The sequence below is a fragment of the Aeromicrobium sp. PE09-221 genome (genome assembly GCF_002174305.1).
Taxonomy (GTDB): Bacteria; Actinomycetota; Actinomycetes; order Propionibacteriales; family Nocardioidaceae; genus Aeromicrobium.
In genome coordinates, this window is the sequence record NZ_MIJB01000023.1 from 13,169 (window position 1) to 36,689 (window position 23,521).

General features: G+C 67.6%; 24 protein-coding genes. 6 read left to right on the plus strand and 18 right to left on the minus strand.

Annotated features, from left to right (window positions below; genetic code table 11):
- Window positions 1-4: 4 nt before the first annotated feature.
- From BHE97_RS11850 to moeZ, 4 genes are read right to left on the minus strand one after another with little or no spacing between them, the layout of a single operon-like run.
- The gene (locus BHE97_RS11850; RefSeq protein WP_087624253.1) at window positions 5-3,139 is read right to left on the minus strand and encodes an ATP-dependent DNA helicase; all 3,135 of its coding nucleotides are present in this window, start codon (window positions 3,137-3,139) and stop codon (window positions 5-7) included.
- Entirely contained in the window at window positions 3,136-6,321 is a 3,186-nt protein-coding gene (locus BHE97_RS11855; protein ID WP_140400127.1) for an ATP-dependent DNA helicase, read from the minus strand. The genes BHE97_RS11850 and BHE97_RS11855 overlap by 4 nt, the downstream gene beginning before the upstream one ends.
- A gap of 12 nt (window positions 6,322-6,333) precedes the next feature.
- Complete coding sequence (locus tag BHE97_RS11860) at window positions 6,334-6,621, minus strand: MGMT family protein (RefSeq protein ID WP_087624255.1); 288 nt, start codon at window positions 6,619-6,621, stop codon at window positions 6,334-6,336.
- Window positions 6,622-6,638: 17 nt separating this feature from the next.
- Window positions 6,639-7,811 carry an adenylyltransferase/sulfurtransferase MoeZ gene (gene moeZ / locus BHE97_RS11865; protein WP_087624256.1) on the minus strand — a complete coding sequence of 391 codons (1,173 nt, stop codon included), beginning with the start codon at window positions 7,809-7,811 and terminating at the stop codon, window positions 6,639-6,641.
- A 127-nt stretch (window positions 7,812-7,938) separates the two neighbouring features.
- Between moeZ and BHE97_RS11870 the strand changes: the two genes are divergently transcribed.
- Entirely contained in the window at window positions 7,939-8,580 is a 642-nt protein-coding gene (locus BHE97_RS11870) for a TetR/AcrR family transcriptional regulator (protein ID WP_201791425.1), read from the plus strand.
- Between the two features lie 2 nt (window positions 8,581-8,582).
- Window positions 8,583-8,810, plus strand: coding sequence for a DUF3107 domain-containing protein (locus BHE97_RS11875; protein ID WP_087624353.1), 228 nt, complete (start codon window positions 8,583-8,585; stop codon window positions 8,808-8,810).
- A 16-nt stretch (window positions 8,811-8,826) separates the two neighbouring features.
- Here BHE97_RS11875 and BHE97_RS11880 read toward each other — a convergent pair whose 3' ends face one another.
- On the minus strand, window positions 8,827-9,522 hold the full coding sequence (locus tag BHE97_RS11880) for a ferritin-like fold-containing protein (RefSeq protein ID WP_087624258.1): 696 nt from the start codon (window positions 9,520-9,522) through the stop codon (window positions 8,827-8,829).
- A 100-nt stretch (window positions 9,523-9,622) separates the two neighbouring features.
- Here BHE97_RS11880 and BHE97_RS11885 point away from each other — a divergent pair, with 100 nt between their 5' ends.
- Window positions 9,623-11,116: a DEAD/DEAH box helicase gene (locus BHE97_RS11885; RefSeq protein ID WP_236757674.1), complete on the plus strand. Its 1,494-nt coding sequence runs from the start codon at window positions 9,623-9,625 to the stop codon at window positions 11,114-11,116.
- Between the two features lie 305 nt (window positions 11,117-11,421).
- On the opposite strand, the gene BHE97_RS11890 is transcribed toward BHE97_RS11885, so the two are convergent.
- Window positions 11,422-12,057, minus strand: a complete 636-nt coding sequence (locus BHE97_RS11890; protein WP_170931389.1) for a L,D-transpeptidase — start codon at window positions 12,055-12,057, stop codon at window positions 11,422-11,424.
- Entirely contained in the window at window positions 12,050-12,805 is a 756-nt protein-coding gene (locus tag BHE97_RS11895) for a ParA family protein (RefSeq protein WP_170931390.1), read from the minus strand. The genes BHE97_RS11890 and BHE97_RS11895 overlap by 8 nt, the downstream gene beginning before the upstream one ends.
- Before the next feature lie 82 nt (window positions 12,806-12,887).
- Here BHE97_RS11895 and BHE97_RS11900 point away from each other — a divergent pair, with 82 nt between their 5' ends.
- Window positions 12,888-13,646, plus strand: a complete 759-nt coding sequence (locus tag BHE97_RS11900; protein WP_087624261.1) for an SDR family NAD(P)-dependent oxidoreductase — start codon at window positions 12,888-12,890, stop codon at window positions 13,644-13,646.
- The gene (locus BHE97_RS11905; protein ID WP_087624262.1) at window positions 13,646-14,473 is read left to right on the plus strand and encodes an alpha/beta hydrolase; all 828 of its coding nucleotides are present in this window, start codon (window positions 13,646-13,648) and stop codon (window positions 14,471-14,473) included. The genes BHE97_RS11900 and BHE97_RS11905 overlap by 1 nt, the downstream gene beginning before the upstream one ends.
- A gap of 96 nt (window positions 14,474-14,569) precedes the next feature.
- Here BHE97_RS11905 and BHE97_RS11910 read toward each other — a convergent pair whose 3' ends face one another.
- The 11 genes from BHE97_RS11910 to BHE97_RS11960 all read right to left on the minus strand — a co-directional run bounded on the left by BHE97_RS11910 (window position 14,570) and on the right by BHE97_RS11960 (window position 22,660).
- Window positions 14,570-14,860, minus strand: a complete 291-nt coding sequence (locus BHE97_RS11910; RefSeq protein WP_087624263.1) for a transcriptional regulator — start codon at window positions 14,858-14,860, stop codon at window positions 14,570-14,572.
- Window positions 14,857-15,303, minus strand: a complete 447-nt coding sequence (locus BHE97_RS11915) for a hypothetical protein (RefSeq protein ID WP_087624264.1) — start codon at window positions 15,301-15,303, stop codon at window positions 14,857-14,859. The genes BHE97_RS11910 and BHE97_RS11915 overlap by 4 nt, the downstream gene beginning before the upstream one ends.
- A gap of 50 nt (window positions 15,304-15,353) precedes the next feature.
- Window positions 15,354-15,974 (minus strand): TetR/AcrR family transcriptional regulator, encoded by a 621-nt coding sequence (locus tag BHE97_RS11920; RefSeq protein WP_087624265.1) that lies wholly within the window; start codon window positions 15,972-15,974, stop codon window positions 15,354-15,356.
- On the minus strand, window positions 15,971-16,828 hold the full coding sequence (locus BHE97_RS11925) for a hypothetical protein (RefSeq protein ID WP_236757665.1): 858 nt from the start codon (window positions 16,826-16,828) through the stop codon (window positions 15,971-15,973). Before BHE97_RS11925 ends, BHE97_RS11920 begins: the two co-directional genes overlap by 4 nt.
- Before the next feature lie 5 nt (window positions 16,829-16,833).
- Window positions 16,834-17,526, minus strand: a complete 693-nt coding sequence (locus BHE97_RS11930) for a DUF4166 domain-containing protein (RefSeq protein ID WP_170931391.1) — start codon at window positions 17,524-17,526, stop codon at window positions 16,834-16,836.
- Window positions 17,523-18,206, minus strand: a complete 684-nt coding sequence (locus BHE97_RS11935) for an SRPBCC family protein (protein ID WP_236757666.1) — start codon at window positions 18,204-18,206, stop codon at window positions 17,523-17,525. Before BHE97_RS11935 ends, BHE97_RS11930 begins: the two co-directional genes overlap by 4 nt.
- Before the next feature lie 70 nt (window positions 18,207-18,276).
- Window positions 18,277-19,104 carry a PHP domain-containing protein gene (locus tag BHE97_RS11940; protein ID WP_087624268.1) on the minus strand — a complete coding sequence of 276 codons (828 nt, stop codon included), beginning with the start codon at window positions 19,102-19,104 and terminating at the stop codon, window positions 18,277-18,279.
- Between the two features lie 67 nt (window positions 19,105-19,171).
- Entirely contained in the window at window positions 19,172-20,263 is a 1,092-nt protein-coding gene (locus BHE97_RS11945; RefSeq protein WP_087624269.1) for a type I restriction endonuclease, read from the minus strand.
- Between the two features lie 135 nt (window positions 20,264-20,398).
- Window positions 20,399-20,980, minus strand: a complete 582-nt coding sequence (locus BHE97_RS11950; protein WP_087624270.1) for a histidine phosphatase family protein — start codon at window positions 20,978-20,980, stop codon at window positions 20,399-20,401.
- Between the two features lie 84 nt (window positions 20,981-21,064).
- The gene (locus BHE97_RS11955) at window positions 21,065-22,099 is read right to left on the minus strand and encodes a MaoC family dehydratase (RefSeq protein ID WP_087624271.1); all 1,035 of its coding nucleotides are present in this window, start codon (window positions 22,097-22,099) and stop codon (window positions 21,065-21,067) included.
- 84 nt (window positions 22,100-22,183) lie between these two features.
- Window positions 22,184-22,660, minus strand: coding sequence for a general stress protein (locus BHE97_RS11960; protein ID WP_087624272.1), 477 nt, complete (start codon window positions 22,658-22,660; stop codon window positions 22,184-22,186).
- Window positions 22,661-22,752: 92 nt separating this feature from the next.
- Here BHE97_RS11960 and BHE97_RS11965 point away from each other — a divergent pair, with 92 nt between their 5' ends.
- A complete protein-coding gene (locus BHE97_RS11965; RefSeq protein ID WP_087624273.1) occupies window positions 22,753-23,418 on the plus strand; it encodes a histidine phosphatase family protein in 666 nt (221 codons plus the stop codon).
- Window positions 23,419-23,521: the final 103 nt, after the last annotated feature.

Consider the following 23,521-nt stretch of genomic DNA (forward strand, 5'->3'; position numbering starts at 1 on the left):
CCGCTCACCGTAGCCCGAGTCGGGTGGCCAGCTCGTCACGGCCGGGGAAGTCGTCGGGGCGCTGGAGCTCGTCAGAGCGCACGTAGTAGAAGGCCGCCGTCACACGGTCCGGGTCCACACCGCGCATCTCGGCCCAGGCGAGTCGGTAGACCGCCAACTGCAAGGGGTCGGCATCGGCACGGTGATTGGTCTTCCAGTCGATGACCTCGAAACCGTCATCGGTGGCGAAGACCGCATCGATCCGGCCGAGGATCTGCTGGCCCGCCATACGCAGCGTGAAGGGCACCTCGACGGCGATCGGCTCGCGGTCGGCGAAGATCCCCGACTCGAAGGCCTTCTTGAGCGCCTCCAGCTCGCCGTCATCGGAGATGTCGACGACATCGGTGCCTGGTGCCCCCGGCAGCTCCTCGGGATCGAGCAGGGTCTGCTGTCCATAGCGTGCCTCGATCCAGGCGTGGAACCGTGTGCCGAAGCGTGCGGCGCTCGAGGGGCGGCGCGGCAACGGTCGGGCGAGAGAGCGGGCGAAGGCCTCCGGATCCTCGGCGAGCGCGAGGGTCTGGGTCGCGGAGAGGGTGTCGGGCAACGGGACCTCGACCACCGTGTCCTGGGCCCGCTCCGCCTCCTCGATCAGCAGATCCAGCTCGGTGCGGATCTGCTGAAGTTCCGGATGCACCGTGAGCGGTAGCGCCTCGGTGGCACTCAGGTGCGAGCGAACCTCCTCGGCGAAGGACCGGCGCGATTCCATCCCCCGCAGAGCCACCGGCCAGGCGTAGACGGTGTCGTCGATATGCGGGTTGGTCGCATCCGGCTCCGGTTCGGCGGCCCAGACGAGCGGCTCGATCCCACGCGCAGCGAGCCACTCACGGACGTCAGAGAGGAAACGCGAGACCTGGCGTGGCCGGACCTGTGTGCGCCCCCACCGATGACCGCTCACATGGAGACGGAAACGGGCACGGGTGAAGGCGACATAACCGAGGCGGATCTCCTCCATCAGCGCATCGGCCTTGTTGCGCCGCTTGAAGTCCTCCTCTCCATCGCGCGAGAGCTCCTCGAGATCCGGCACGAACGTGGCATCGCCACGCAAACCGACCGGCAGCACGCTCGCATTGGAGATCCAGCGGGACCGCCCCTTGTCGTCGGGAAACACCCCGGCCGACACGAAGGGGACGAAGACCTCGTCGAACTCCAGACCCTTCGACTTGTGGATCGTCAGCACCTTGACGGAGTCGGCCTCCGAGGGAGCCGAGAGCTCCATGCCCCGGTTGAAATCGGTCTCAGCGCGCAAGTACGCCAGCAGCCCGGCCAGCGAGGCATAGCGGTCGTGCTGCGCGTAGTCCCCGATAGCGTCGAGCAACAGCGATAGATTGTCCGACCCCGCCTCCGAGACGGCGAGCTCGACATCAAGGTCGAGTTCGGCGACCGCCCGGCGAGCGAGATCCGCGAGCGGCTCGTGGACATGCCGCCGCAGTCTCGCGAGAAGGGACGCGAGATCGGCGAACCTGTGCCGGGCCTCATCGGAGTACGGCAGATCGCCCGGGTCTTCGACCGCTTCAGCCAGCGAGACCACCTCGGTCGGATCGGCCCCGGCGGTCGCCTCCGCCAGATCGGCCTGGAGGCGCTCATCGGGCTGTTCAGGGTCGGGCCCCGAGGCCGTCCAGACGCGTCCGAGATCGGCCGCACGACGCCCGAGCAGGGCGAGATCGCGATCTCCGATGCGCCAGCGCGGACCGGCCAGCAGACGCAGCATGGACGGATTGGCGGTGACATCGTCGAGCACCTCGAGCACGGCGAGGACATCGAGGATCTCCGGCTGACTCAGCAGACCGGTCAGACCGACGATCTCGACGGGAATCTGCCGGCCCCGGAGCGCTCGGACGATCTCGGTGTTCTCCCCCGTGGCCCGCACGAGGATCGCGATGTCACGCCAGAGGTGATCGGCCCCGCCCTCTCTGGCGCGCTCCCCCGCGGCCGCGACAGCGTCCACCAGCGCGTCGATCTCCTCCGCGACGCCCGCGTGCAGCGCCACCGTGATCTCACCCGGCGGATTCTCCGGGGCCGCTCGCAGCGGCGTGACGATGGGCTTGACGGCATCGTCCTCGTAGTACTCGCGGGCGACGACCGCGGCGAGATCGATGATCTCGGGAGCACAGCGCCGGGTCACCGACAGCGCGTGCCGCGTGCCGGGCAGCCCGTTCTCGCCGGCGAAGTCGTCGAGGAAGGCCGCCAGATTGCCCGAGGCCGCGCCGCGCCAGCCGTAGATCCCCTGTGCAGGATCGCCGACGGCACTGATGCCCTGCCCGGCGAAGACGGCTCGCAACAGGTCACGCTGGGCGACCGACGTGTCCTGGTATTCATCGAGCAGGACCACGCCGAATCGGTCGCGCAGGCTCTGCTGGACCTCCGGGAGCTGGGCGAGTCGCGCACCCCAGGCCATCTGATCGGAGAAGTCCATCACCCCGGCGTCGAGTTTGGCCGCGCGGTAGTCGTCGACGAGGCGGGACAATTCGATGCGCTTGCGCGAGGTGACCGCCATATCGCGGTGCAGTTTGAGCTGCTTGGGCACCGACTCGGCCTCGGCGATCATACGTTCGTCGAAGGCCCGCAATTGCTCGGTGGTCACCAGATGCTCCGAGAGCTGCCCGTCCAGTGCGAGGAGATCGGTGATCGTGGTGGGCATCCAGGCGGAGACGTGCGCGAGGGCGCCGGTGTGGTCGCGCACGACACGCGCGGCGATCTGGAAGCGGGTGGCGTCGGCGAGCACACGCAGATCGGGCTCGACGCCCAGGCGGAGTCCGTGTTCGGAGATCAGGGTGCCGGCGAAGGCGTGATAAGTAGAGATGGTGGGCTCGCCGTGCTCGGAGAAGTCGCCGATCCGATTCAGCGAGGCACGGACGCGTGTAGCCAGCTCACCGGCGGCCTTGGCGGTGAAGGTCAACCCGAGGATCGTTGCCGGATCGATCTCCTCATATCCCACGAGCCAGACGACCCGGGCCGCCATGACCGCCGTCTTGCCCGATCCCGCACCTGCGATGATGGCCTGCTGGTGGTGCGGCGGCTCGACGATGGCCGCCATCTGCTCGTCGCTGAAGGGGATCTCCAGCACCTCGCGCAGGTGATCGGGGGAGCTCAGCAGTCTCATGCCCCCTCACCCCCGACGGTGAAGGTGCTCTTGGCCGGGCACACGGTCTCGAACTCGCAGAACGAACAGGTCTGGGGCATCGCCGCGAAGCGCTCGGACCGCATGGTCTCGACCGACGTGCGGACGAGGTCGACGGCGAAGAACGGCTCGTCACCGCCGGGGGCGTCCTGGGGTTGCACCTTGGGATCATCAGGATGCTTGGCCCCAGCCGCCGCGCGGAGCTGAACCAGCTCAGCTCCGCCCGCGGGCGCTCCCGGGGCGAGATCGTCGACCGCACCATGCTGCACGGCGAGCTGGTAGACGCCCAGCTGCGGATGCTCGGCGACATCAGCACCACGCGGAGGATTCTTGGAGGTCTTGAGATCGACCACGTGCACTCGGCCATCGGCATCCAATTCGACGCGATCCATCGAGCCGCGCAGGACCGCGCGCTCACCGTCGAGCTCCAGCTCGACCGAGAACTCGTGCTCTGCGGCGATCACCCGGCGGGGATTGGCGACATGCCAACGCGCGAACCTCACGAGGGCCTCACGAGCCGCGCCTTTCTCGCGTTCGCTGATCCACGGGGCGGCGAAATCCAACCGCCCCCAGACGGCGTCGAGGTGGTCCATCATCGCCTCGACATCGGGAGCATCCTCACCGCGACGGACGATGTCGGCGGCAAGCGCGTGCACGATGAGCCCGAATCCCTGTGCCGCGGAACTCGCGCGCGAGCCGCGCACCTCACGCGAGAGGAACCACTTGAGCGAGCAGCTCGTGATATCGCCGACCGTCGAACCGGACAAGCCGAGAGCCGACTCCGTGTCCTTGATCGGCTCCTCGTTGACGGTCAACTCCCGCACACCCCACCAGCGGTCGGGATGCGCGGCGCGACCGGACCGGAGATCGTGCCGGGCGATCTCGGCCAGCATCGCCGCCGCCTCGGATCGCAGGGCGGGATCAGTCGCATCGCCGTAACGGCGCAACTGCGCGATGACCGCTCGCAGCGAGAGCGGGCGGTGCGGGCGAGCGCGTGGCAGCTCGGACCGATCCTGCGGACCGAAGCCAGCGGCCAGCAGCTCGCGCACGAAACGGGAGGGTTGGTCGCCATCGTCGGTGGGCGTCTCGACCGCGGTGACGAGGAGGCGGCGGCTCGCCCGGGTGCAGGCGACATAGAACAGCCGCCGCTCCTCGCGCAGTCGCTCGGCCCGCTCGCTGGCATGCGCCCCCGCGAGGTTCTCCGCGCCGAGCAGTGACCCACGGAAGCGCAGGTCCGGCCAACGCTCCTCCTGCACTCCGGAGACGACCACTAACGGCCACTCCAGTCCCTTGGCTCGATGCGCCGTCATCAGGCGGACGGCGGCAGGACGCATCTGGCTCACGACGAGCTGATCGGCGGGGATCTGCTGGGCGCGCAGATCGGCGATGAAGTTGGCGACCCCCATCCGCCGCTTGCGCTGTTCGCCACGAGCCGCGTGGTGGAAGAGCGCGACGACCGCATCGAGATCACGGTCGGCCGCCAACCGGCCCTCGCCACCCTCCTCCCACTGGCCGAGAAGGCGGGATGGCCATCCTGTCCCGTCCCACAGCGTCCAGAGCACCTGCTCGGGTGGCTCGCCCTGCTCGATCTGCCGAGCGGCCCGGCGCAGCAGGGCGGCAAGGCGGCGCGTGAGCTCGACCGCCTCGGCGGTGGCCGGCTCCAGTCTGCCGAGGCCGAGCATGGCCGGATCGAGCAGGGCATCGGCGATCAGCTCGGGCGAACGGCGGTCCGGGGTGCGACGGCGCAGCGCTCGCCCGACCCGGCGGAGCGCCGGAGCGTCGAGGCCGGCGAGCGGACCCGTCAGCAAGGTCTGGGCGTGCTCAGGATCGAGCGGGAAACCCCGTGCCACGAGGTCGGCCGCCTCCAGCGCCGACAAGAGCGCCCGCACGGCGGGCTCGGCGACCAGGGGCACCTCGTCGCCGGCGACCTCGACCGGGACGCCGGCCGGGACGAGGACCCGCTGCAGCCTCGACAGATCGCTGCCCGAACGCACGAGCACGGCCATCTGCGACCACGCCCAGCCGTCCTCGAGATGAGCGTGACGCAGGACCTCCGCGATGTGCTCGGCCTCTGCGGTGGCCGAGGCGTACGTCTCGACGACGACCTCGCCTTCGTACGGAGCCTCCGATGCGACCTCCCGGTGCCGGCGCAGGACCTGCGGGTCGAGGCTCCCGGGATGGCCGACCCCGCCGAGGACCGTCTGCGCCGCCGCCAGCACCCGGGGGCCGAACCGGCGCGTCACGCGCAACGCCATGACCTCGGCCCCGGCACCCGGCACCCCGAACTGGTCGGTGAAACGCAGGATCCCGGTGGGGTCGGCGCCGCGGAATCCGTAGATCGCCTGGTCATGGTCGCCGACCGCGATGAGCCCCTGCCCGCCGCCGGTGAGCGCGTGCAGCAGATCGACCTGCATCGGATCAGTGTCCTGATATTCGTCGACTACCACGAGCCGGAAGCGACGGCGCAACTCGGCGGCGATACGCGGGTCGTCCAGCATCCGCCGTGCCGAGGTGACCAGGGTCGAGTAGTCGGCCAGATTGGCCAGCGCGGTGACCTGCTCGTACTCCTCGATGGCGTCGGCCAGGCGCGACCAGTCCGGCCGCTCGCGTTCCGCTGCCAGCTGACGCAGATCATCGACGGTCAGGCCCTCGGCCGCGAGGCGGCTCATGAACCCATCGATCTCGGCAGCGAAGCCGCGGGTGCGGAGCGCCTCGCGCAGCGCGGCTGGCCAGGAGGCGATGTCGTGACCCGCCAGCAGCTCGGTGATGACGGCATCGCGTTCCGGTGCGGTCAGCAGGTCGGCAGGGGCCGCGTAGGTCTCGGGGTCGCTGAACTCGCGGACCAATGCGTAGCAGAAGGAGTGGAAGGTCAGCGCCGAGACGGCCGATGCGGTGGCGGTGCGGCGAGCGCCGATGCGCGCACGCAGCTCTTCAGCGGCCTTGCGGCTGAAGGTGAGCACGAGGACCTCGTCGGGACTCAGCTCACCGCGCTCGAGCCGATCGACGACGACCTCGACGATGGTGGTGGTCTTGCCCGTCCCGGGACCGGCGAGCACCAGCAACGGCCCGCCGCGGTGATCGACGACGGCCTGCTGGCTGGCATCGAGCCGCGGGGCGATCGCGGGGGTGTCATCGGGTGCGACGACGCGGTACTCCAGGGGCATGCTCACATGCAATCAGATGCCACCGACAGCTCGGGGAACATCCACCCTTCCGCGCTTGACGGGCGTGGACTCGCGGGCCCAGTGCTCCTGCGCCTCTATCATCAGCGGGGCCGGGAGGGTGCCGTCGGCGCGCACCACACGCCACCAGCACACGAGATGGCCGAGTCGCGACATCACCTGGCCGACCTGACGCGGCCCGCCCTGGCCGATCTCCTCGGCGATCAGGCCGTAGGTGAGCACCTGGCCCGGGGGAATCGCTTCCACCCGGGCCAGGACACGTTCGTCGAACTCTTCGCTCAGAGCCGCTCACTCACCGATCAGTAGGCGGGCTGCGAGGGATCGATCTGGTCGACCCAGGCCGAGACCCCGCCGCCCACGTGGACCGCGTCGGAGTAGCCCGCGCCCTTCAGCACGGCCAGAGCCTCCGCCGAGCGCACACCGGACTTGCAGTACAGCACGACCTGCTTGTCCTGGGAGAGCTGCTCGAAGGCCTTGCCCGAGAGCACGTCGCCCTTGGGGATGAGCACCGAGCCCGGGATCTTGTTGATCTCGTACTCGTTCGGCTCGCGGACGTCGACGAGCGCGAAGTCGCGTCCGCCGTCGGCGCGCTCCTTGAGCCAGCCGTCGAGGGTCTGGACGCTGATGGTCGACCCGGCGGCCGCCTCGGCGGCCTCCTCACTCACCGCCCCGCAGAAGGCGACGTAATCATCCATGAGTTCTGTTGGAGGAGCCGTGTCAGGTGAACGCCGAACCCTCAACGTTGTATAACGCATCTCCAACGCGTCGTAGACCATCAGACGGCCGATCAGCGGGTCGCCGATGCCGGTGATGAGCTTGATCGCCTCGGTGACCATGATCGAGCCGATCGAGGCGCACAGGACGCCCAGCACGCCGCCCTCGGCGCACGACGGGACCATCCCCGGCGGCGGCGGCTCGGGATACAGGTCGCGGTACTGCGGACCCTCTTGGGCCCAGAAGACCGACACCTGGCCCTCGAAGCGGTAGATCGAGCCCCAGACATACGGCTTGCCGAGGATCACGGCCGCGTCGTTGACGAGATAACGCGTGGCGAAGTTGTCGGTGCCGTCCAGGATGAGGTCGTACTGACTGAAGATGTCGAGGACGTTGTCGTTGTCCAGACGCTCCTGGTGCACGATCGTCTTCACATACGGATTGGTCTCGGCCACCGACTCCGCGGCGCTGAGCGCCTTGGGCTTGTCGATATCGGACTGACCGTGGATGATCTGGCGCTGCAGGTTGGACTCATCGACGACGTCATCGTCGATGATGCCGAGGGTTCCGACACCGGCGGCGGCCAGATACAGCAACGCAGGGCTGCCGAGTCCGCCCGCGCCGATCACGAGGACCTTGGCGTTCTTGAGGCGCTTCTGGCCGGTCATCCCGACATCGGGGATGATCAGATGGCGACTGTAACGGCGGACCTCGTCGATCGTGAGTTCGTCGGCGGGTTCCACGAGTGGGGCTACCAAAGGTCTCTCCTTCTCCCCTGGGGTGCTGATGTCGGTACAACCATGAGGACGTGCCTATTGTTCCCTGCCGGCGAGCACGGGCCGGAGGCTGTCCAGATCATGAACGCCCACCCACTACGCTGGCGTGGTGAGTTCCCCTCCCGATGCCCGTCCCCGCACCAGTCGACTTCCCCGCGATGCTCGCCGTGCGCAGCTGCTGGGAGTCGCCCGCGAGGTCTTCGTCGAGCAGGGTTACCACTCCGCGTCCATGGACGAGATCGCCGAGCGCGCGGGCGTCTCCAAACCGGTGCTGTACCAGCACTTCCCCGGCAAGCTCGACCTGTATCTCGCCCTGCTGACCACCTCGGCGGATGAGATCATCGCGGGCGTCACCACGGCGCTGGCCTCCACGACGGACAACCGCCGACGCGTGCAGGCCACGATCGAGCTGTGGTTCGACTATGTCGATGCCCAGGGGCAGTCCTTCCTGCTGGTGTTCGGTTCGGACCTGACCAATGATCCCGAGGTCCGCGACATCGTCGACCGGGTGATCAGCGAGTCGGCCTCGGCCATCGCGGAGGTCATCAGCGAGGACACCGATCTGCCCGATGCCGCGGCGCAACTGCTCGCGGTCAGCCTGGTGGGCATGGGCCATGTCGGCGCGCGCAACTGGCTCTCCGCCGAGTCCTCTCTCGGCCGCGACGAGGCCGTCCAGCTCGTGTCGGCGCTCGCGTGGCGCGGTATCGGCGGTTTCCCCAATCCTCATCGTCAACCCACCGAAGGAGAATGACCGTGGAGGTCAAGATCGGCGTCCAGAACGCCTCCCGTGAACTGTCCGTCGAGACCGATGCCGCACCCGAGGAGGTGCTGGGCGAGTTGAACGCCGCGATCGAGAAGGAGACGGTGTTCAGCCTCAGCGATGCCAAGGGCCGGACCGTCGCCGTCCCGGCGGACAAGGTCGCCTACCTGTACTTCACCTCCGACACCGGCCGCAAGGTCGGCTTCGGCATCGGCGGCTGAGTCCCTGGCGTCAGGGTCAGGCGGCGAGGCCGAGCTTGTCCATACGCGCGGTGTGCGCCTCGGTCAGTCGGGTCAGCATACGGCCGATGACCGTGAGGTCCATGATCGCGCCGGGGCGGTCGGCATTGCCCACCAGCACCGCGGTCAGGGCATCGCGCTCCGCCACGACCGTCTGGGCCTGGCTCAGGGCCTCGCCCATGAACCGGCGGCCCCAGAGCGCAAGCTTCCCACCGACCCGCGGTTCCTCCATGATCGCATCGCGGATGACGTCGACGACGAATTCGGAGTGTCCGGTGCCGCTGAGCGTGTCGAGCACGAGCTCGCGCGTATCGGCATCGAGGAATGCGGCGATCTCGCGATAGAAGTCGGCTGCGAGGCCGTCTCCGACATACGCCTTGAGCAGTCCCTCCAGGAAGTCCCCCGGCTGCGTCCGCGCATGGAATCGCTCGAAGATCGGCCGGAACGGCAGCATCGCCTCGTAGGGATCCTCCCCCAGCGCGACGAGCCGATCGCGCAACTGCGTGAAGTGCTGCCATTCCGCGGAGGCCATCGCCGCGACCTCGGCCTCCTGGGCCAGCGTGGGGGCCATCTTGGCGTCCTCGGCGAGCCGCTCCCAGGCACTGATCTCACCGTAGGCCAGCAGTCCCAGCAGCTCGACGACGCCTTGCCGGTAGGCTGGGTCATCGAAGGCGTTCGGTACGGCGGCGGTCATGCACCGCAGCGTAGCGCGGCACGATGCATCATGTGAGGCCGCCCGAGCGATACAGACGTGCGACGTCCGCGGACGTCAGAGAAGAAATCCGAGAAGAACCCTGACTACTTTCACCGAACTGGGCGTCGAGTCCTCCATCGCCGAAGCCTTGGCCGAGGTCGGCATCACCACGCCGTTCCCAATCCAGGAGATGACCCTGCAGGTCGGTCTCATGGGCACCGACCTCATCGGCCAGGCGCGTACCGGCACCGGTAAGACCCTCGCCTTTTCCATTCCCGTCATCCAGCGCACCCTCATCCCCGGCGATGCCGACTACGACGAGCTCGCCGCACCGGGCAAGCCCCAAGCCCTCATCGTCGCCCCGACACGTGAGCTGGCCCTGCAGGTCGCCAAGGACGTCGACACCGCGTCCAAGCACCGAGGGACCCGCAATCTGACGATCTACGGCGGCGTGCCGTACGAGCCGCAGCTCGAGGCGCTCGAATCGGGTGTCGACATCGTCACCGGCACCCCGGGCCGGATCCTCGACCTGATCAATCGCGGTGCCCTCGACGTCAGCCACGTCAAGTCGCTGGTCCTCGACGAAGCTGATGAGATGCTCGATCTGGGCTTCCTGCCCGATGTCGAGGCTATCCTCGCGCGCACGCCCGAGACCCGCCAGACGATGTTGTTCAGCGCGACCATGCCCGGTGCGATCGTCTCGCTGGCCCGTAAGCACATGCACCACCCCATGAACATCCGGGCGGAGTCCGCTGAGGCCAACCAGACCGTGCCCGCCACGAATCAGTTCGTCTGGCAGGCGCACGATATGGACAAGCCGGAGGTCGTGGCGCGGATCCTGCAGGCCGATGACGTCGGCCGTGTGATCATCTTCACCCGCACCAAGCGCCAGGCGCAGCGGGTGGCGGATGACCTCGCCGATCGCGGTTTCCCGGCCTCTCCCCTGCACGGCGACATGGCGCAGAAGGCGCGCGAGAAGGCTCTGCAGGGCTTCCGCGACGGCGAGGTGAGCATCCTCGTCGCGACCGATGTCGCCGCGCGCGGCATCGATGTCGCGGGCATCACGCACGTCATCAACTACACATGCCCCGAGGACGACAAGACCTATGTGCACCGCATCGGCCGCACCGGGCGTGCGGGCGCGAGCGGCACTGCCGTCACCTTCGTCGATTGGGCCGATATCCAGCGCTGGAAGCTCATCAACACCGCACTCGATCTGCCCTTCGAGGAGCCGGAGGAGACCTACTCCACCTCCGAGCACCTGTTCCGCGATCTCGGCATCGACCCGAAGGTCAAGGGCCGGCTGAAGCCGGCGGCCCCGCGGGAGCCGAAGCCCAAGCAGGGTGATCGTCAGTCCTCCGGTTCGGGCGGCTCGTCACGCAATCGACAGCGCAACCGCCGGTCCTCCGGTGGCTCCGGCGGCTCGCCAGAGCCCTCGACCGAGAAGGCGCAGGCCTCCTCCGGTGACGCCCAGCCGCGTACCGGTGAGGACGGACAGCCACGTCGACGGCGTCGTCGCCGCCGTCATTCCGGCGGTGGCGGCTCGGGTGAGGGCAACGCCACCTCGGCTCCGGCCTCCACCTCCAACAATTGATACCCGTACGTCTCGATGGGCGGTGAGCAGTCACGTACCTGACCGCTCACGCCCCAGGCTGTCTGGAGACTAAGGATGTGATTCCGTGGTCGCCATGGCAACCGCAGAATCACATCCTTAGTCTCCGTGGGACGAAGCATGTGACTCTGCGGTTGCTATAGCAGCCCTAGAAACACATCGTCCGTCGCCTCGTGCACCGCGAGCGACGAGCGAGCGGGCCGGTAGTGGTTGACCGCTCACCGCCCATCGTCGTAATACGGGATAACTCACCGCCCACGGAGGTGAGGGGTGTCAGCGGGGAGGCGTCAGACGACGATGACCGGGGTGCCCATCGGCGCCCAGTCCCAGAGGAAAGCGGCGTCTTCGATGTCCTGACGGATGCACCCGGCCGAGAGCGCCACGCCCAGATCGTCGAGGGACTGCTCCAGCTGACCGTCATGATCGACGGGGATCGCGTGGAAGCCGATCGGCTCGCTCCAGCCGGTGGTGAACTCGACGAAATACTCCATCGTGCCCGAATTGTCGAAGCTCGTGGCGTGCCGATAGCGTGCCCGCACCTCGTACGAGCCCGGGTCGAGATTGTCGAAGCGGCTGCCGGACACCAGATAGGTGGACGTGACGGTGCCGTCGTCCTCCACGAGCCAGACCCGTTGGTCCCCTTGGCTGAACACCACCCGGCGGCCCTCCCCCGAGTCCGCCGGTACCGCGGGATCCGCCTCCTCGGCTGGCGGCTCCTCGGGCTCCGGCTCGGCCGGCGGGACGACCTCCTGGGCGAGCACGGGCAGGGTCGCGCGCACGAGCGCCGGCGTGTCGTCGTCACCCGCACTCGACGACGGCGCCAGGATCGCCGTCAGTCCGATGCCGAGGGACACGGTGACCGAACCGAAGAACATCGTCCCCCGGGCTCGCATCCGCTGCGAGGAGCGGCGGTGCTTACCCATCGAGGAACCCCCTGGCGATCGCTCGATAGGCATCCGCGCCCTTGTGGTTCACCGAGGTGGCGAGGATGGAGCGGCCGATCGCCGGGGCCTCGGCGAAGCGGATCGACTTGGGGATGGGCGGTTCGAGGAGCCTCAGGTCATAGGTCTCGGCGATCGCCGTGCGGACATTCTGCGCGTGCCGGGTGCGGCCGTCGTACATCGTCGCCAGCACGCCGCGGATGACCAGAGCGGGGTTGATGAACTGTCGCACATCGTAGATGGTGTCCAGCAGCTGACCGACGCCGCGATGTGAGAGCGTCTCGGCCTGCAGGGGGATCACCACTTCGTCGGCGGCGGAGAGCGCGCCGACCGTCAGCACGCCCAGCGCCGGCGGGCAGTCCAACAGGATCCAGTCATAGTCCGAGCGCACCTTGTCGAGCGCCACGCGGAGGCGCTGCTCGCGGCCCGTGCGCGTGACGAGCTGCTCCTCGGCCTGTGTGAGCGCGATACTCGCCGGCAGGAGGTCGACGCCGTCATCAGTCTCCAGGATGGCCTCGATGGCGGGCACCTTGCCGAGCAAGACCTCCCCTACCGTGACGTCGAGTTCCTCGGGATCGATGCCCAACGAGAAGGTGAGGCTCCCTTGGGGATCGAGGTCGACGACGAGCACCCGCTGGCCCTCTTCGGCGAGCGCAGCACCGAGCGAGGCGACACTCGTGGTCTTGGCCACGCCGCCCTTCTGGTTCGCCAGCGCGATGGTCGTCGTCACGTGCCCATTGTGCCATCGTCCCCACCCGCCGCGCGGTGTATCCACATCGGACAGCGCATGGCGGGGATGGCATGCTGGCGCCATGACTGCGCGCGCCCTCGTCACCGGACCGACCGCGGGGATCGGTGCCGCCTTCGCCTGGCGGCTCGCCGCCGAAGGCGTGGACCTCGTCCTGGTCGCACGCGATGAGGATCGACTGCACCGGCTCTCCGACGAACTGCGCCGCGATCACGGCGTGGACATCGAGATCCTGCCGGCCGATCTGACCGACCCCGACGCGCTCGACCGCGTCTCCACGCGGATCGCCGATGAGTCCCGACCGATCGGCCTGCTGGTCAACAACGCCGGCGCGTCGATCGCGGGATGGTTCGGCACGACCGATATCGCGCTGGAGGACCGCCAGCTCGATCTGCTCGTTCGCGCCCCGATGCACCTGATGGATGCGGCGCTCAAGGCGATGTCCCGACGCGGTTACGGGGCGATCGTCAACGTCGCGAGCGTCGCGGCCTTCACCCCGCGCGGAGCATACTCAGCCCACAAATCGTGGCTGGTGAACCTCTCGCTGTGGGCCCATCTGCAGTACGCGGACGCGGGCGTGGTCGTGCAGGCCCTCTGTCCCGGCTTCACCCGCACCGAGTTCCATCAGCGTATGGACGCCGACATCTCCGATATCCCGGAGTGGATGTGGCTCAAGGCCGATGACGTCGCCGCGGCCTCCCTGCGTGATCTGCGGCGACGCAGGGCGTTGTCGATACCGTCCACGCGCTATCGCGTGCTCTCGACGCTCGCGCGGCATGCGCCGATCGGTCTCGTCGCGGCCGTCGCCAAGCGAGGTCGCTGATGAGCGTCCCGCAGACCCTGGACATCCCCGACGGGGTCGAGGTGACCCGTATCGCATCTGTCCGTTGCGAACACGCGGTACATCGGGCCAGACCGCAGGGAGAGGCCCGTGGGGCGATCCTGCTGGTCCATGGATGGACGGGGAGCAAGGAGGACTTCACCCCGATCCTGCCGTTGCTGGCAGCACACGGCTTCGATGCCCTCGCCTATGACCAACGCGGCCAGTACGAGACACCCGGCGAGCCGGACGACGACTACACCCTCGACGGTTTCGCCCAGGACGCCCTCGCTCTCGCGGAGACGGCCTTCGGTACTCCGTTCCACCTCCTGGGTCATTCCTTCGGCGGCCTCGTCGCGCAGCAGGCCACGGTCGCGGCACCCGAGAGGGTCGCGACGTTGAGCCTCCTGTGCACCGGTCCCGGGGCTCTCGGGGACTCGCCGACTCGTCCGCTCAAGCATGTCGTCGCGGCGATCGGCCAGCTCCCGCTGTTGAAGATCCATCAGCTGCGCGAGCAGGGCATCAAGCGGCCCGCCCAGATCACCGCCTTCCTGGCCCGGCGCTTCACCTCGCAGTCCCAGGCGGCGCTCGCGGCGATGACGCAGGCGCTGATCGATGCCCCGGACATCATCGAGGATGTCGCGGACACGAGTGTCCCGGTCTGGGTCGGCCGGGGTGAGAACGACGATGCCTGGTCCTTCGAGGCGCAGGACGAGATGGCGCGACGACTCGGGACCCAGGTTGTCGTCATTCCCGATACGGGCCACTCCCCCGCCGTCGAAGCCCCCGGGACGCTCGTCGACGCCTGGCTGCCCTTCCTCATCAGCTGACTCCGATCCGCCCACGCGAGTGGTGGAATCCTGTCTGCGAGTGGGGTCATGAAGGCACCACTCGGTGATGGGGAAGGATCGCGACGCGCAGGCGGATCAGCCGACGATCGCGCGTAAGGCGGCCACGTGATCGCGGTAGGCGCGACGGCCCTCCTTCGTCAGCGACGCCCAGGTGCGGACCCGCCGGTCGCGGGTCCCCTTGGTGACGCTGACGTAGCCGGCCTCGTCGAGGGCCTTGACCTGCTTGCTGAGCACGGACTCGCTGACACCGAGCACTTCACGCAAGACCGCGAACTCGACATGATCAACGGTGGCGAGAGCCGCGCAGATCTGCAGTCGGTGCGGGGCGTGGATGACCGTGTCGAACCCCTCGACCCCCGTGGTCATGAAGCGGCTCGCAGGGCGCGCCGGTAGTCGCGATCCCACTGGGGCCCGATGATCGCCCACAGGAGCACGACGGCCACGCCGGAGATGGTCGCGACCGCCAGGTTCTCGGTGATCACTGAGGTGAGGACGCCGAGGACGAACGGCACGATCATCAGCCAGTAACGCCATGCCTCGCGGACGAAGGGGTTGCCGAAGTCCCAGACACCGGTGCTGCGGCGATACCAGAACACCGAGCTGATGACGATGACGGCGCCGAGGAGGGCGATCAGCGGCTGCCAGGCATCGGCTGCCGGGGAGACCGTCAGCAAGCCGGCGCCCACGCCGAGGTAGGCGTAATAGCCGGTGGGCGCCGCAGCATGATCGGCGACGCCATCGCGGACGCCGTCGATCGAGGCCAGCGCCTCGCGGGCGGCGTCATCGTTGAACTCATCTCGACTTTCCATGATGGAAACTCTATTGCTTACTTTCCATCATGGCAAGCCACCGAGGAAAGTCACCTCAAGGCAGCGCGGATCGCCCGGCGCGCGACCGGACCCAGCCCGTCGATCGTGTGCGCCAACGAACCGAGGGTCGTCAACGCTCCGTCGGCCTCTGCCGTCCGCATCGGCGCCGTCAACTCGATGCCGATGAACGCCGACGACACCAGATGCGCCAGCTCGTCCGCGGCGATCAGCTCGGCGAAGGGCGATCCCACCAGCACGCGCTGCGTGACCTCGCGGACTTGATCGGTCCAGAGGTCAAGCGCGGTACCGGACACCTCGGCCATCGCCGGGTCGGTCTGCGCGGCCGCGAGCGCCTGGCCCAGGATCGCGACATTGCCCGATTCCCGCTCCTCACGACGGACCCGGGTCGCCAGGTCGACGAGCCCGGTGAAGGTGTCGACGGCGTCGAACTGCTCGGCATAGCGGTCGACCCGCTCCTGCGTGGCCGTCAGACAGGCCTCGCCGATGAGCTCCACGACGCTGCCGAAGTGGTAGAAGATCAATCCCTGGGCCAGGCCGGCCCGCTCGGCGATGCTCCGAGCCGAGACCTTCGCCAGACCATCGGCCTCGATGCTCGCGATCGTGGCGCGCACCAGCCGACGCTTGGTCTCCTCCGATTTGGGCGTACTCACACGCTCACCCTAGAACGGAGCGGCGGCACCAGCGCGCACGCTCCCGCCGCCCCGACGCCCGCAACGACACCTCCGATACCCGCCAGGACAGCCGTGAGCGACGGATCAGATCCGCCGCCCCACCCACCTGATGCCATCAGCACCGCCATCGCCGATCCACCCAGCGCAGCCACCCCGGCCGCCCGGCCAGCACCGAGCCACCGCGCCCCGGCACCGAACGACACCACAGCCACAACCCCCGACGGAATACTCGGTGGCACCGCCTGCACCCCCACGGTGAGCGGTGACAGAGCCATGAACTCCTCGGGGTACCGGGTGAAGGTGGGGTCGAGTGAACTGTCCCCACGACTCTGCATCCATGCGAGGCCGACCGCGACCACTGCCATAGCAAGCAGCAGACCCACCAGGACCGCGGCTGCCACGCTGACGAGACGTTCCAGCGCCTTCATCACCCCGCGAAGCGTGCACGCGAACCCCCTGCCGTCGCGAAGACCCAGCGCTGCGACGATCATCGCGATCGGCACGAGGGCGAGCGAGCGCTCGGCGGCACCCGCCAACACGAGGCATCCACCGGTGATGAGCCCGACGATCACCGCGATCCCGGACCGCGCGGCCACCTCGCCACAACGCTCAACCATCGGCGGAAACAGTATGGTCGCCACGATCATGCCGGGCAGACACAGGATGACACCGGTGGGAATGCCCAGCATCGCCCCGAGAGCGGCGTACCCGAGCCCCGTGCCAGGTGTCCCGTCCGCGCCGATTCCACCGAGGAAGCCGACCACAGCCCCGAGGAATCCACCGGTCACGCATCCGGCGGTCAGCGCTCGACCGGCGATCTCCCAGCGCGGCATCATCGTCACCTGGACGACCCCGCGAAGGATCTTGCCCCCGGGACCGGGAGCGGCCGTTCGAGCGTAGGCAGCACCGCAGCGGGGGGCGGTCCGTGATCGAATTCGGCGTTGAAGCGACCGTCGTAGCCGAAGACCGGCCCGCACACCGGATGCTCCACCCGTACCGAGATCACATACTCATCGGAGTCGTCATCATAGGATTCGCGCACCCGCGCGTGTCCGGTCGCCCAGCGCGGCAGCGGCCACCAACGACTCACGGCGATCAACTGGGCCGTGCTGCGCAGATCAAGACCACCGTCGCGAACCTCGAGCGCGAGGGCCGCGGCGATGTGGTGGTGTGTGCCGAGGAAATCCACGATGCCGTGGTCGGGGTCGAGGACCATCGCGGCATCGAAACGGCGCCGGAGGCCCGGTGCCACCTCGAAGGTCCGCACGAAGGAGACGGCCTCGCGCCCGAGACCGTCTCGGTAACCGCAATTCTCGATGGTGAAGGGGATATCGGTGCCGGACTCGGGGAAGAGCAGGTGGCGCGACGCCCCCAGCGCCAGGAACGGGGTCATATAGGCGGGTCCGCGCCAGAGCCGCTTCATGACGCCTCGCCCGATGCTCCGGTCCCCCGACGACAGTCCGAAGCGACGTTGCATCGCGGGATGCAACGCGTCGAATGAGGTGCCCAATGCTTGCCGGAAGATGCTCATCGGGGCACGTCGATTCGGGTGAGCTGCCCCGGCGCGGTCGCCGATGTCCGATCGGGCGGGGTCCGAAGGCATCGACGAGCGGACGGTACACGCGATGGCGTAGGCCGCAGCGCGAGCAGTGTCGCGACCGGCAGAAGCCACGGCCGACGGAGGACGAGGAGGAAGGGCAGTGTCCGCGCTGCCACGTCCACGAGGGCGAGCGACACTGAACGTCGCGGCGTCTGGCCGATCTCCGCCCATAGCCGCAGCCGGTCGAAGGACCATGCCGTCGCCCATCCCATGAGCGGACGCACGAGGCGGTCGAGACGGCGATAACGCGGTTCATAGTCGTAGCCGGTCAGGAACCTCACCCGTCCGCCATCGGTGGGCACGTAGCGCCAGTAGCCCGCCCCTTCGGCGATCGGCGAGAGCCGATGGGGGGAGGTGAAGCGCAGCGAGGACGTCGCTCCCCCGTCCGCACGCTCGCGAGTTCCCGCATGAGCACCGAGGCCGTGCACGCCGAATGTCGAGTAACGGAATCGGCCGGGCGCCTCGGCGACGATGCTGCCGAACCGCAGATCCCAGCGGGCGTGTTCCTGAGGATCCTGGGACAGTGCCCAGACCCGCTCCACCGGCGCATGGATGGTCGTCTCGACATAGATCCGGGCCGGTGCATCGTGCCGTCTCGGGGGCAGCATCATGGATTCTCCTTTTTGAGCAGTCGATCAAAAAGGAGAATATGACAGTTTGAGCAGATGCTCAAATGGGGATTCAGTCCAGTAGCCGGGCGAACTGCTCGGGATCGGTCAGGTTCGCCCCGAGGGGGAACCCCACCTTGCCGGTTCCGTGGTAGTCGCTCGAACCGGTCGCTATCAGACCCAGCTCATCGGCCATGCCGGCCAGCGTCGCCCGATCGTGCTCATCGTGGTCGTTGTGGTCAACCTCGATGCCCACGAGTCCGGATTCCCCGAGCGCGGCGAATACCTCGAGATCGAGGACCTCCCTGCTCTCCCGCGCCCACGGATGGGCGATCACGGCACGTCCACCGGCCGCGGCCAGTAGCTCTATGGCCCTCTGGAGGTCGGCGGCGTAGCGATCGACATAGGCCGGCTTGCCGGGCGAGAGCAGGGTGGCGAAGGCCTCCTCACGAGAGGCGATGTAACCCTTGGCGATCAGCGCGTCGGCGATGTGCGGCCGCCCCGAGGAGATGGCATCGGCCGCGACGGCATGCACGTCGTCCTCGGTGATCGCATAACCCAGCTCGTTGAGCCGGGCGATCGTCAGCGGAAGGCGGTCGTCGCGGCCACCGAGCACCCGCTCCAGCTCCTCGACGAGCGGCGGATACGCAGGATCGAACTCGTAGCCGAGCAGGTGCACACTCGCGCCCTCATAGCGCGTCGAGATCTCGATACCGCGCACGAGGCGGATACCGCCCACCTCGTCGGCAGCGGCCTGCGCCTCCTCCCAGCCAGCCGTGGAGTCATGGTCGGTCAGGGCGACGATGTCGAGTCCGGCGTCCTCGCGCGCGTGACGGACGAGATCGGCGGGAGAGTCGGTGCCGTCCGAGCGGGTCGAGTGCGTGTGAAGGTCGATGCGCACGATCCCAGGCTAGGGCATCAAACCTTCGATGCTTCTGTGACACGGCTCGCCCCAGAGCGCACATCTATCAGTCGTAGTAGTGCACGGTCTCCCTGAGAGTCTCAGCGTGCTCGTAGATCTCATCAAGCGTTGCGATCGGATGCCGCGTCTCGTTCTTGTCCTTATCGAAGGTACCCAGGTAGCGCTGCGAGGTATTGAAATGAAGCCTTGCGATCGGCTTGCGGTTGTTGTCGTCGAGCAGCACGCCAAAGTACGACTTCGTGTCACGTTGGGCCACCCGGCCTACCGCAACCTCGCTGCACACGATCGCCCGCACTATCTGGAAGGCTTCGATCTCTTCGAGGGTCGTGAGGATGCCATCAGCTTCCGCCTCTGACCTCTCCAGGTCCGCCTCGGCCACTGGCTCACTGAGCGAGTCTCCGACCGAGACGGCATCGACCGGCTGCCCACCCAGCGCTGCCTTGAGGCGATCGTTGACACGGTCCGCAAGAAACTGCTTGTGCGCTTTGACAACGAGCCCCGAGAACTGTTCGCGGACGCGCTGCGTGAAAGGCCCTCCATAGACCTGCGAAGTGAGGAACCGCACCCACTCCACGTCCGGCTCGACGAACTGAGCGCCGAGTACTCGCTTCAATTCTCCGATGTACTTCAGCTCTTCGGCAGCATTCAGGACCGATTCGAGGTCGAATGTTCCCTTGGCCAGTTTCGTCAGCTCCGGAATGAGGTTGGCATCGAGGTCTGTCACCTTCAGCACTAAGAACGGCTTCTCGTCCATGCGATTCGGGGCATCGAGATCAGTATAGAAATGGTAGTCGTCGCCGTTCGTCAACAGAGCGATCCGAGCATGAGTCACCGCGAAATAACGGAACAGCTGCGAAGCATGCTTCAGATTCAGGACGTCGCCATGTCTCTTGCACTCGATGAGGATCTGGACCTCGTCGCCGTTCATGATGGCGTAGTCGATCTTCTCACCACGTTTCGTGCCCACATCAGCAGTGAACTCTGGGATGACCTCGTGGGGATTGAAGACGTCATATCCGAGGACCAGAGAGATGAAAGGCATCACGAAGGCGTTCTTCGTCGCCTCCTCCGTCTCGATGCCTGCTCCCTGCGTCTCGATCTTGGACGCAAGACTCGACAATCGCTCTCGGATCTCCATTGCCTTCTCCGATACTCACCGATGACTACTGCCGGCCCGAGCCTAATCGGAATAGATGCCACGATGTGCCGATTCTGAATACTCAGTTATCTGAGGAACGCCGACATGTCACGCCTTCGCGGTTGAGGGCATCGACTACCAGCCGGTGACATTCCATCGCTTGACCACCGGTGTGCCACGGTCGGCGCTCAGCACCGAGTAGGTGGCGGTGTCCAGGTCGAAGATGCGCCCCTGTTCGACCTCGAGCCCCAGCCAACGCGCGGCGAGGACGCGCAGGCTGTGTCCGTGCGCGAACACCAACGTGCGCCCGGGCCGACGCGCCAGATCGACCACGCGATCGAGTCTGACACCGATCTCCGCGGCGGTCTCACCGTTGGGACACGGATGGGTCCAGACGGTCCAGTCCGGCACACGCTCCCGGATGGTCTCGGTCGTCAGACCCTCGTAGTCGCCGTAGTCCCACTCGGCGAGGTCCTCATCGAGAATGACGTCATGGAAGCCGGCCAGCTCCGCGGTCCTGCGCGCGCGGATCCGCGGGCTCGACAGCACGCTGTCGAATTCGACGGAGGCCAGCGCGTCCCGCAGAGTCTCAGCCTGCCGTTCCCCCTCCTCGGTGAGCGGCAGATCGGTGAACGACGTGTGCCGCCACTCACGGCTCCACTCGGTCTGACCATGCCGGACGATCCACAACTCAGCTTCGGGAGCAAGAACGTTCACGCCGCCAGGCTACTGGCAGAGCCCGGTGGTCACGTCGCCTCCTGCATGAGCACCGGTGCGCGATGGCCCGGGGCCGGCCGACACTCACCGGGGAACGAGTACCCAGTAATCGAGATCGAGCAGCACCTGGGGCAGATACCTGCCGTCCTCGCCACGCAGGCTCAGCGACTCATCGCGTCCCTTGGTGGCGACGAGCCTCAGCCGCAACGCACCGACACCCGGCGCGGTGGTCTCCGCCTTGTCGAGCACCTCGGACCAGGCGTAAACCGTATCGCCGGCGAAGGCCGGCGATGTGTGGGCCCCGGCGTTGATCGCCGCGATCAGCTGAGCATTGGCCAGCCCATTGAAGGAGAGCGCCCGGGCCATCGAGATGACATGGCCCCCGTAGACCAGACGGCGACCATCGGGACGCGCCTCGGTGTTGAAGTGCACCTTGGCGGTGTTCTGCCAGAGGCGGGTCGCCATCATGTGCTCGGGATCGGTGAGCGTGACGCCGTCGACGTGGTCGATCTTCTCCCCCACCTCGTAGTCGTCCAAACGATGGGGCTCACCGGCGGCGACGAAATCATAGTCGGTGAAGTCCAGACCCTCAGGGAGGATCAGATCGTCGGCGGCAACCACTGCGGCGAGCTCGGGGAGGACGGTCTCGGGAGCCGGCGCGTCGATATCGCGCTTGTGCACCATGACCCAACGCGCCCACTCCAGGGCGACCTCGCCACGCTGGTTCGTGGCGGTCGAGCGCACGTAGACCACACCGCTCTTGCCGTTCGAGTTCTGCTTGAGGCCGATGACCTCCGAACGAGTCGAGAGGGTGTCCCCGGGAACCACCGGGCGGTGGAAGCGGCATTCGGCATAGCCGAGGTTCGCCACCGCATTGAGCGAGACATCCGGGACGGTCTTGCCGAAGGCGATGTGGAAGGCCACCAGATCCTCGACCGGAGCCGGATCGAGCCCCACTGAAGCCGCGAACTCGACGGAGGACGGCACAGCGAAGCGTGTCGGGTACAGCGACTGATATAGCGCGCGGTCGCCTTCGGTGACAGTCCGCGGAGTCGCGTGCTCGATCACCTGCCCGACGGTGAAGTCCTCGAAGAAGTTGCCCGGATTCGTCTTGGTCATGTCATCCTCGCGTTCGGTGGCCTACGGCACACATCATGGCCGATACCGGACGCGAGGAAGTTACTGCCCCGTCACCCCACGGTGTCAGAAGGCCGAGGCGGCACCCGGTCGCTGCGCGAGCAGCTCCTGGCCCTGCGCGAGGAACTTGTGCTCGACCAAGACCTCGAACTTGCTGGGCAGGATCGTCTTGACGCTGGAGAAGTCGCGCTGTCCACGCTGCATCGCATACGATACGGCGGCGAGGATGCCGCCCCAGACGATGCCCAGCAGCAGACCCGTGAGGACCGCACCGACCCACTGGCCCTCCGCGGCGAAGATGCCGAGCAGGAGGCCCACGAGGAGGCCGAGCCATGCACCGGCACCGACCCCGCCGAGGATCGCGCGGCCCCAGGTCATACGCCCGGTGACGCGTTCGAGCTGTTTGAGCTCGGTACCGACGATGAGGACGTTCTCGACCGGGAACCCATGATCTGAGAGGTAGTCGACCGCCTTCTGCGCGTCGGCGTAGTCGTCGAAGATGCCGAGCGATTGCGGATACTCCAGGGAGAAGATCTGTGCCATGTCTCCAGCCTAGTCCCGGACCGGGTTCAGCGGAGCGCGCCGGGGCTCGGGGCCTGGTCGAGCCGGCTGGAACCACCCGGAAGAATGGAACGATGCGACTGCTGATGCTCCGCCACGGCCAGACCCCGGCGAATGTCGCCGGAGCCCTCGACACTGGTGCCCCCGGCCCGGGCCTGACCGCCCTGGGACAGTCACAGGCCGAGGCGGTCCCCGGTGCGCTGGCCGACCTGTCGATCGACGCGCTGATGATCTCTCCGCTGGTCCGCACGTCGCTGACCGCCGCGCCCCTCGCCCAGGCACTCTCCCTCGCGCCGCAGACCCTCGAAGGGATCCGGGAGGTGGAGGCGGGCGACCTGGAGATGAACCGAGACAGTGCCTCGCACCGCGCCTACCTGGAGACCGTGTTCGCGTGGGGACGAGGACGTCTCGACCATCGGATGCCCGGCGGGAGCGACGGTCACGCCTTCTTCGACCGTTTCGACCGATCCGTGGCGCAGATCGCAGAAGGCGGCTGGCAGCGGGTGATCATGGTCTCGCACGGCGCGGCCATCCGCTCGTGGGCGAGCGCACGTGTCGAGGGAGTCGATATCGACACGGTCGAGCGGACCCCACTGGCGAACACCGGGCTCGTCGAGATCGAGGGCGATCCTCGGTCGGGCTGGCGGCTCGTGAGCTGGAGCAGCACACCGATCGGCGGTGCCCATCTGGCCGCCCCCGCTGCCGACGATCCCACGGGGGACACCGTCGAGAACGCCTGACGCGAGGGGCCTCGGTTCAGCTGGCGTGGGGTAGGTCTGGTGGTGGAGGGCGCGCTGGCGGGCGAGGTTGCGTCGTCTTCGGTGGCGTGGGTGGCTGCCGGGC

Bases quoted from the DNA above. Each gene is read 5' to 3' on its own strand.
- BHE97_RS11905 (WP_087624262.1), top strand. From the start codon at position 13,646: ATGAGCGTCCCGCAGACCCTGGACATCCCCGACGGGGTCGAGGTGACC.
- BHE97_RS11880 (WP_087624258.1), bottom strand. From the start codon at position 9,522: ATGACCGCCGCCGTACCGAACGCCTTCGATGACCCAGCCTACCGGCAA.
- BHE97_RS11855 (WP_140400127.1), bottom strand. From the start codon at position 6,321: ATGCCCCTGGAGTACCGCGTCGTCGCACCCGATGACACCCCCGCGATC.
- BHE97_RS11900 (WP_087624261.1), top strand. From the start codon at position 12,888: ATGACTGCGCGCGCCCTCGTCACCGGACCGACCGCGGGGATCGGTGCC.
- BHE97_RS11935 (WP_236757666.1), bottom strand. From the start codon at position 18,206: ATGATGCTGCCCCCGAGACGGCACGATGCACCGGCCCGGATCTATGTC.
- BHE97_RS11915 (WP_087624264.1), bottom strand. From the start codon at position 15,303: ATGGAAAGTCGAGATGAGTTCAACGATGACGCCGCCCGCGAGGCGCTG.
- BHE97_RS11965 (WP_087624273.1), top strand. From the start codon at position 22,753: ATGCGACTGCTGATGCTCCGCCACGGCCAGACCCCGGCGAATGTCGCC.
- BHE97_RS11910 (WP_087624263.1), bottom strand. From the start codon at position 14,860: ATGACCACGGGGGTCGAGGGGTTCGACACGGTCATCCACGCCCCGCAC.
- BHE97_RS11960 (WP_087624272.1), bottom strand. From the start codon at position 22,660: ATGGCACAGATCTTCTCCCTGGAGTATCCGCAATCGCTCGGCATCTTC.
- BHE97_RS11955 (WP_087624271.1), bottom strand. From the start codon at position 22,099: ATGACCAAGACGAATCCGGGCAACTTCTTCGAGGACTTCACCGTCGGG.
- BHE97_RS11850 (WP_087624253.1), bottom strand. From the start codon at position 3,139: ATGAGACTGCTGAGCTCCCCCGATCACCTGCGCGAGGTGCTGGAGATC.
- BHE97_RS11925 (WP_236757665.1), bottom strand. From the start codon at position 16,828: ATGCCGCGCTGGGAGATCGCCGGTCGAGCGCTGACCGCCGGATGCGTG.
- BHE97_RS11890 (WP_170931389.1), bottom strand. From the start codon at position 12,057: ATGGGTAAGCACCGCCGCTCCTCGCAGCGGATGCGAGCCCGGGGGACG.
- BHE97_RS11930 (WP_170931391.1), bottom strand. From the start codon at position 17,526: ATGAGCATCTTCCGGCAAGCATTGGGCACCTCATTCGACGCGTTGCAT.
- BHE97_RS11945 (WP_087624269.1), bottom strand. From the start codon at position 20,263: ATGGAGATCCGAGAGCGATTGTCGAGTCTTGCGTCCAAGATCGAGACG.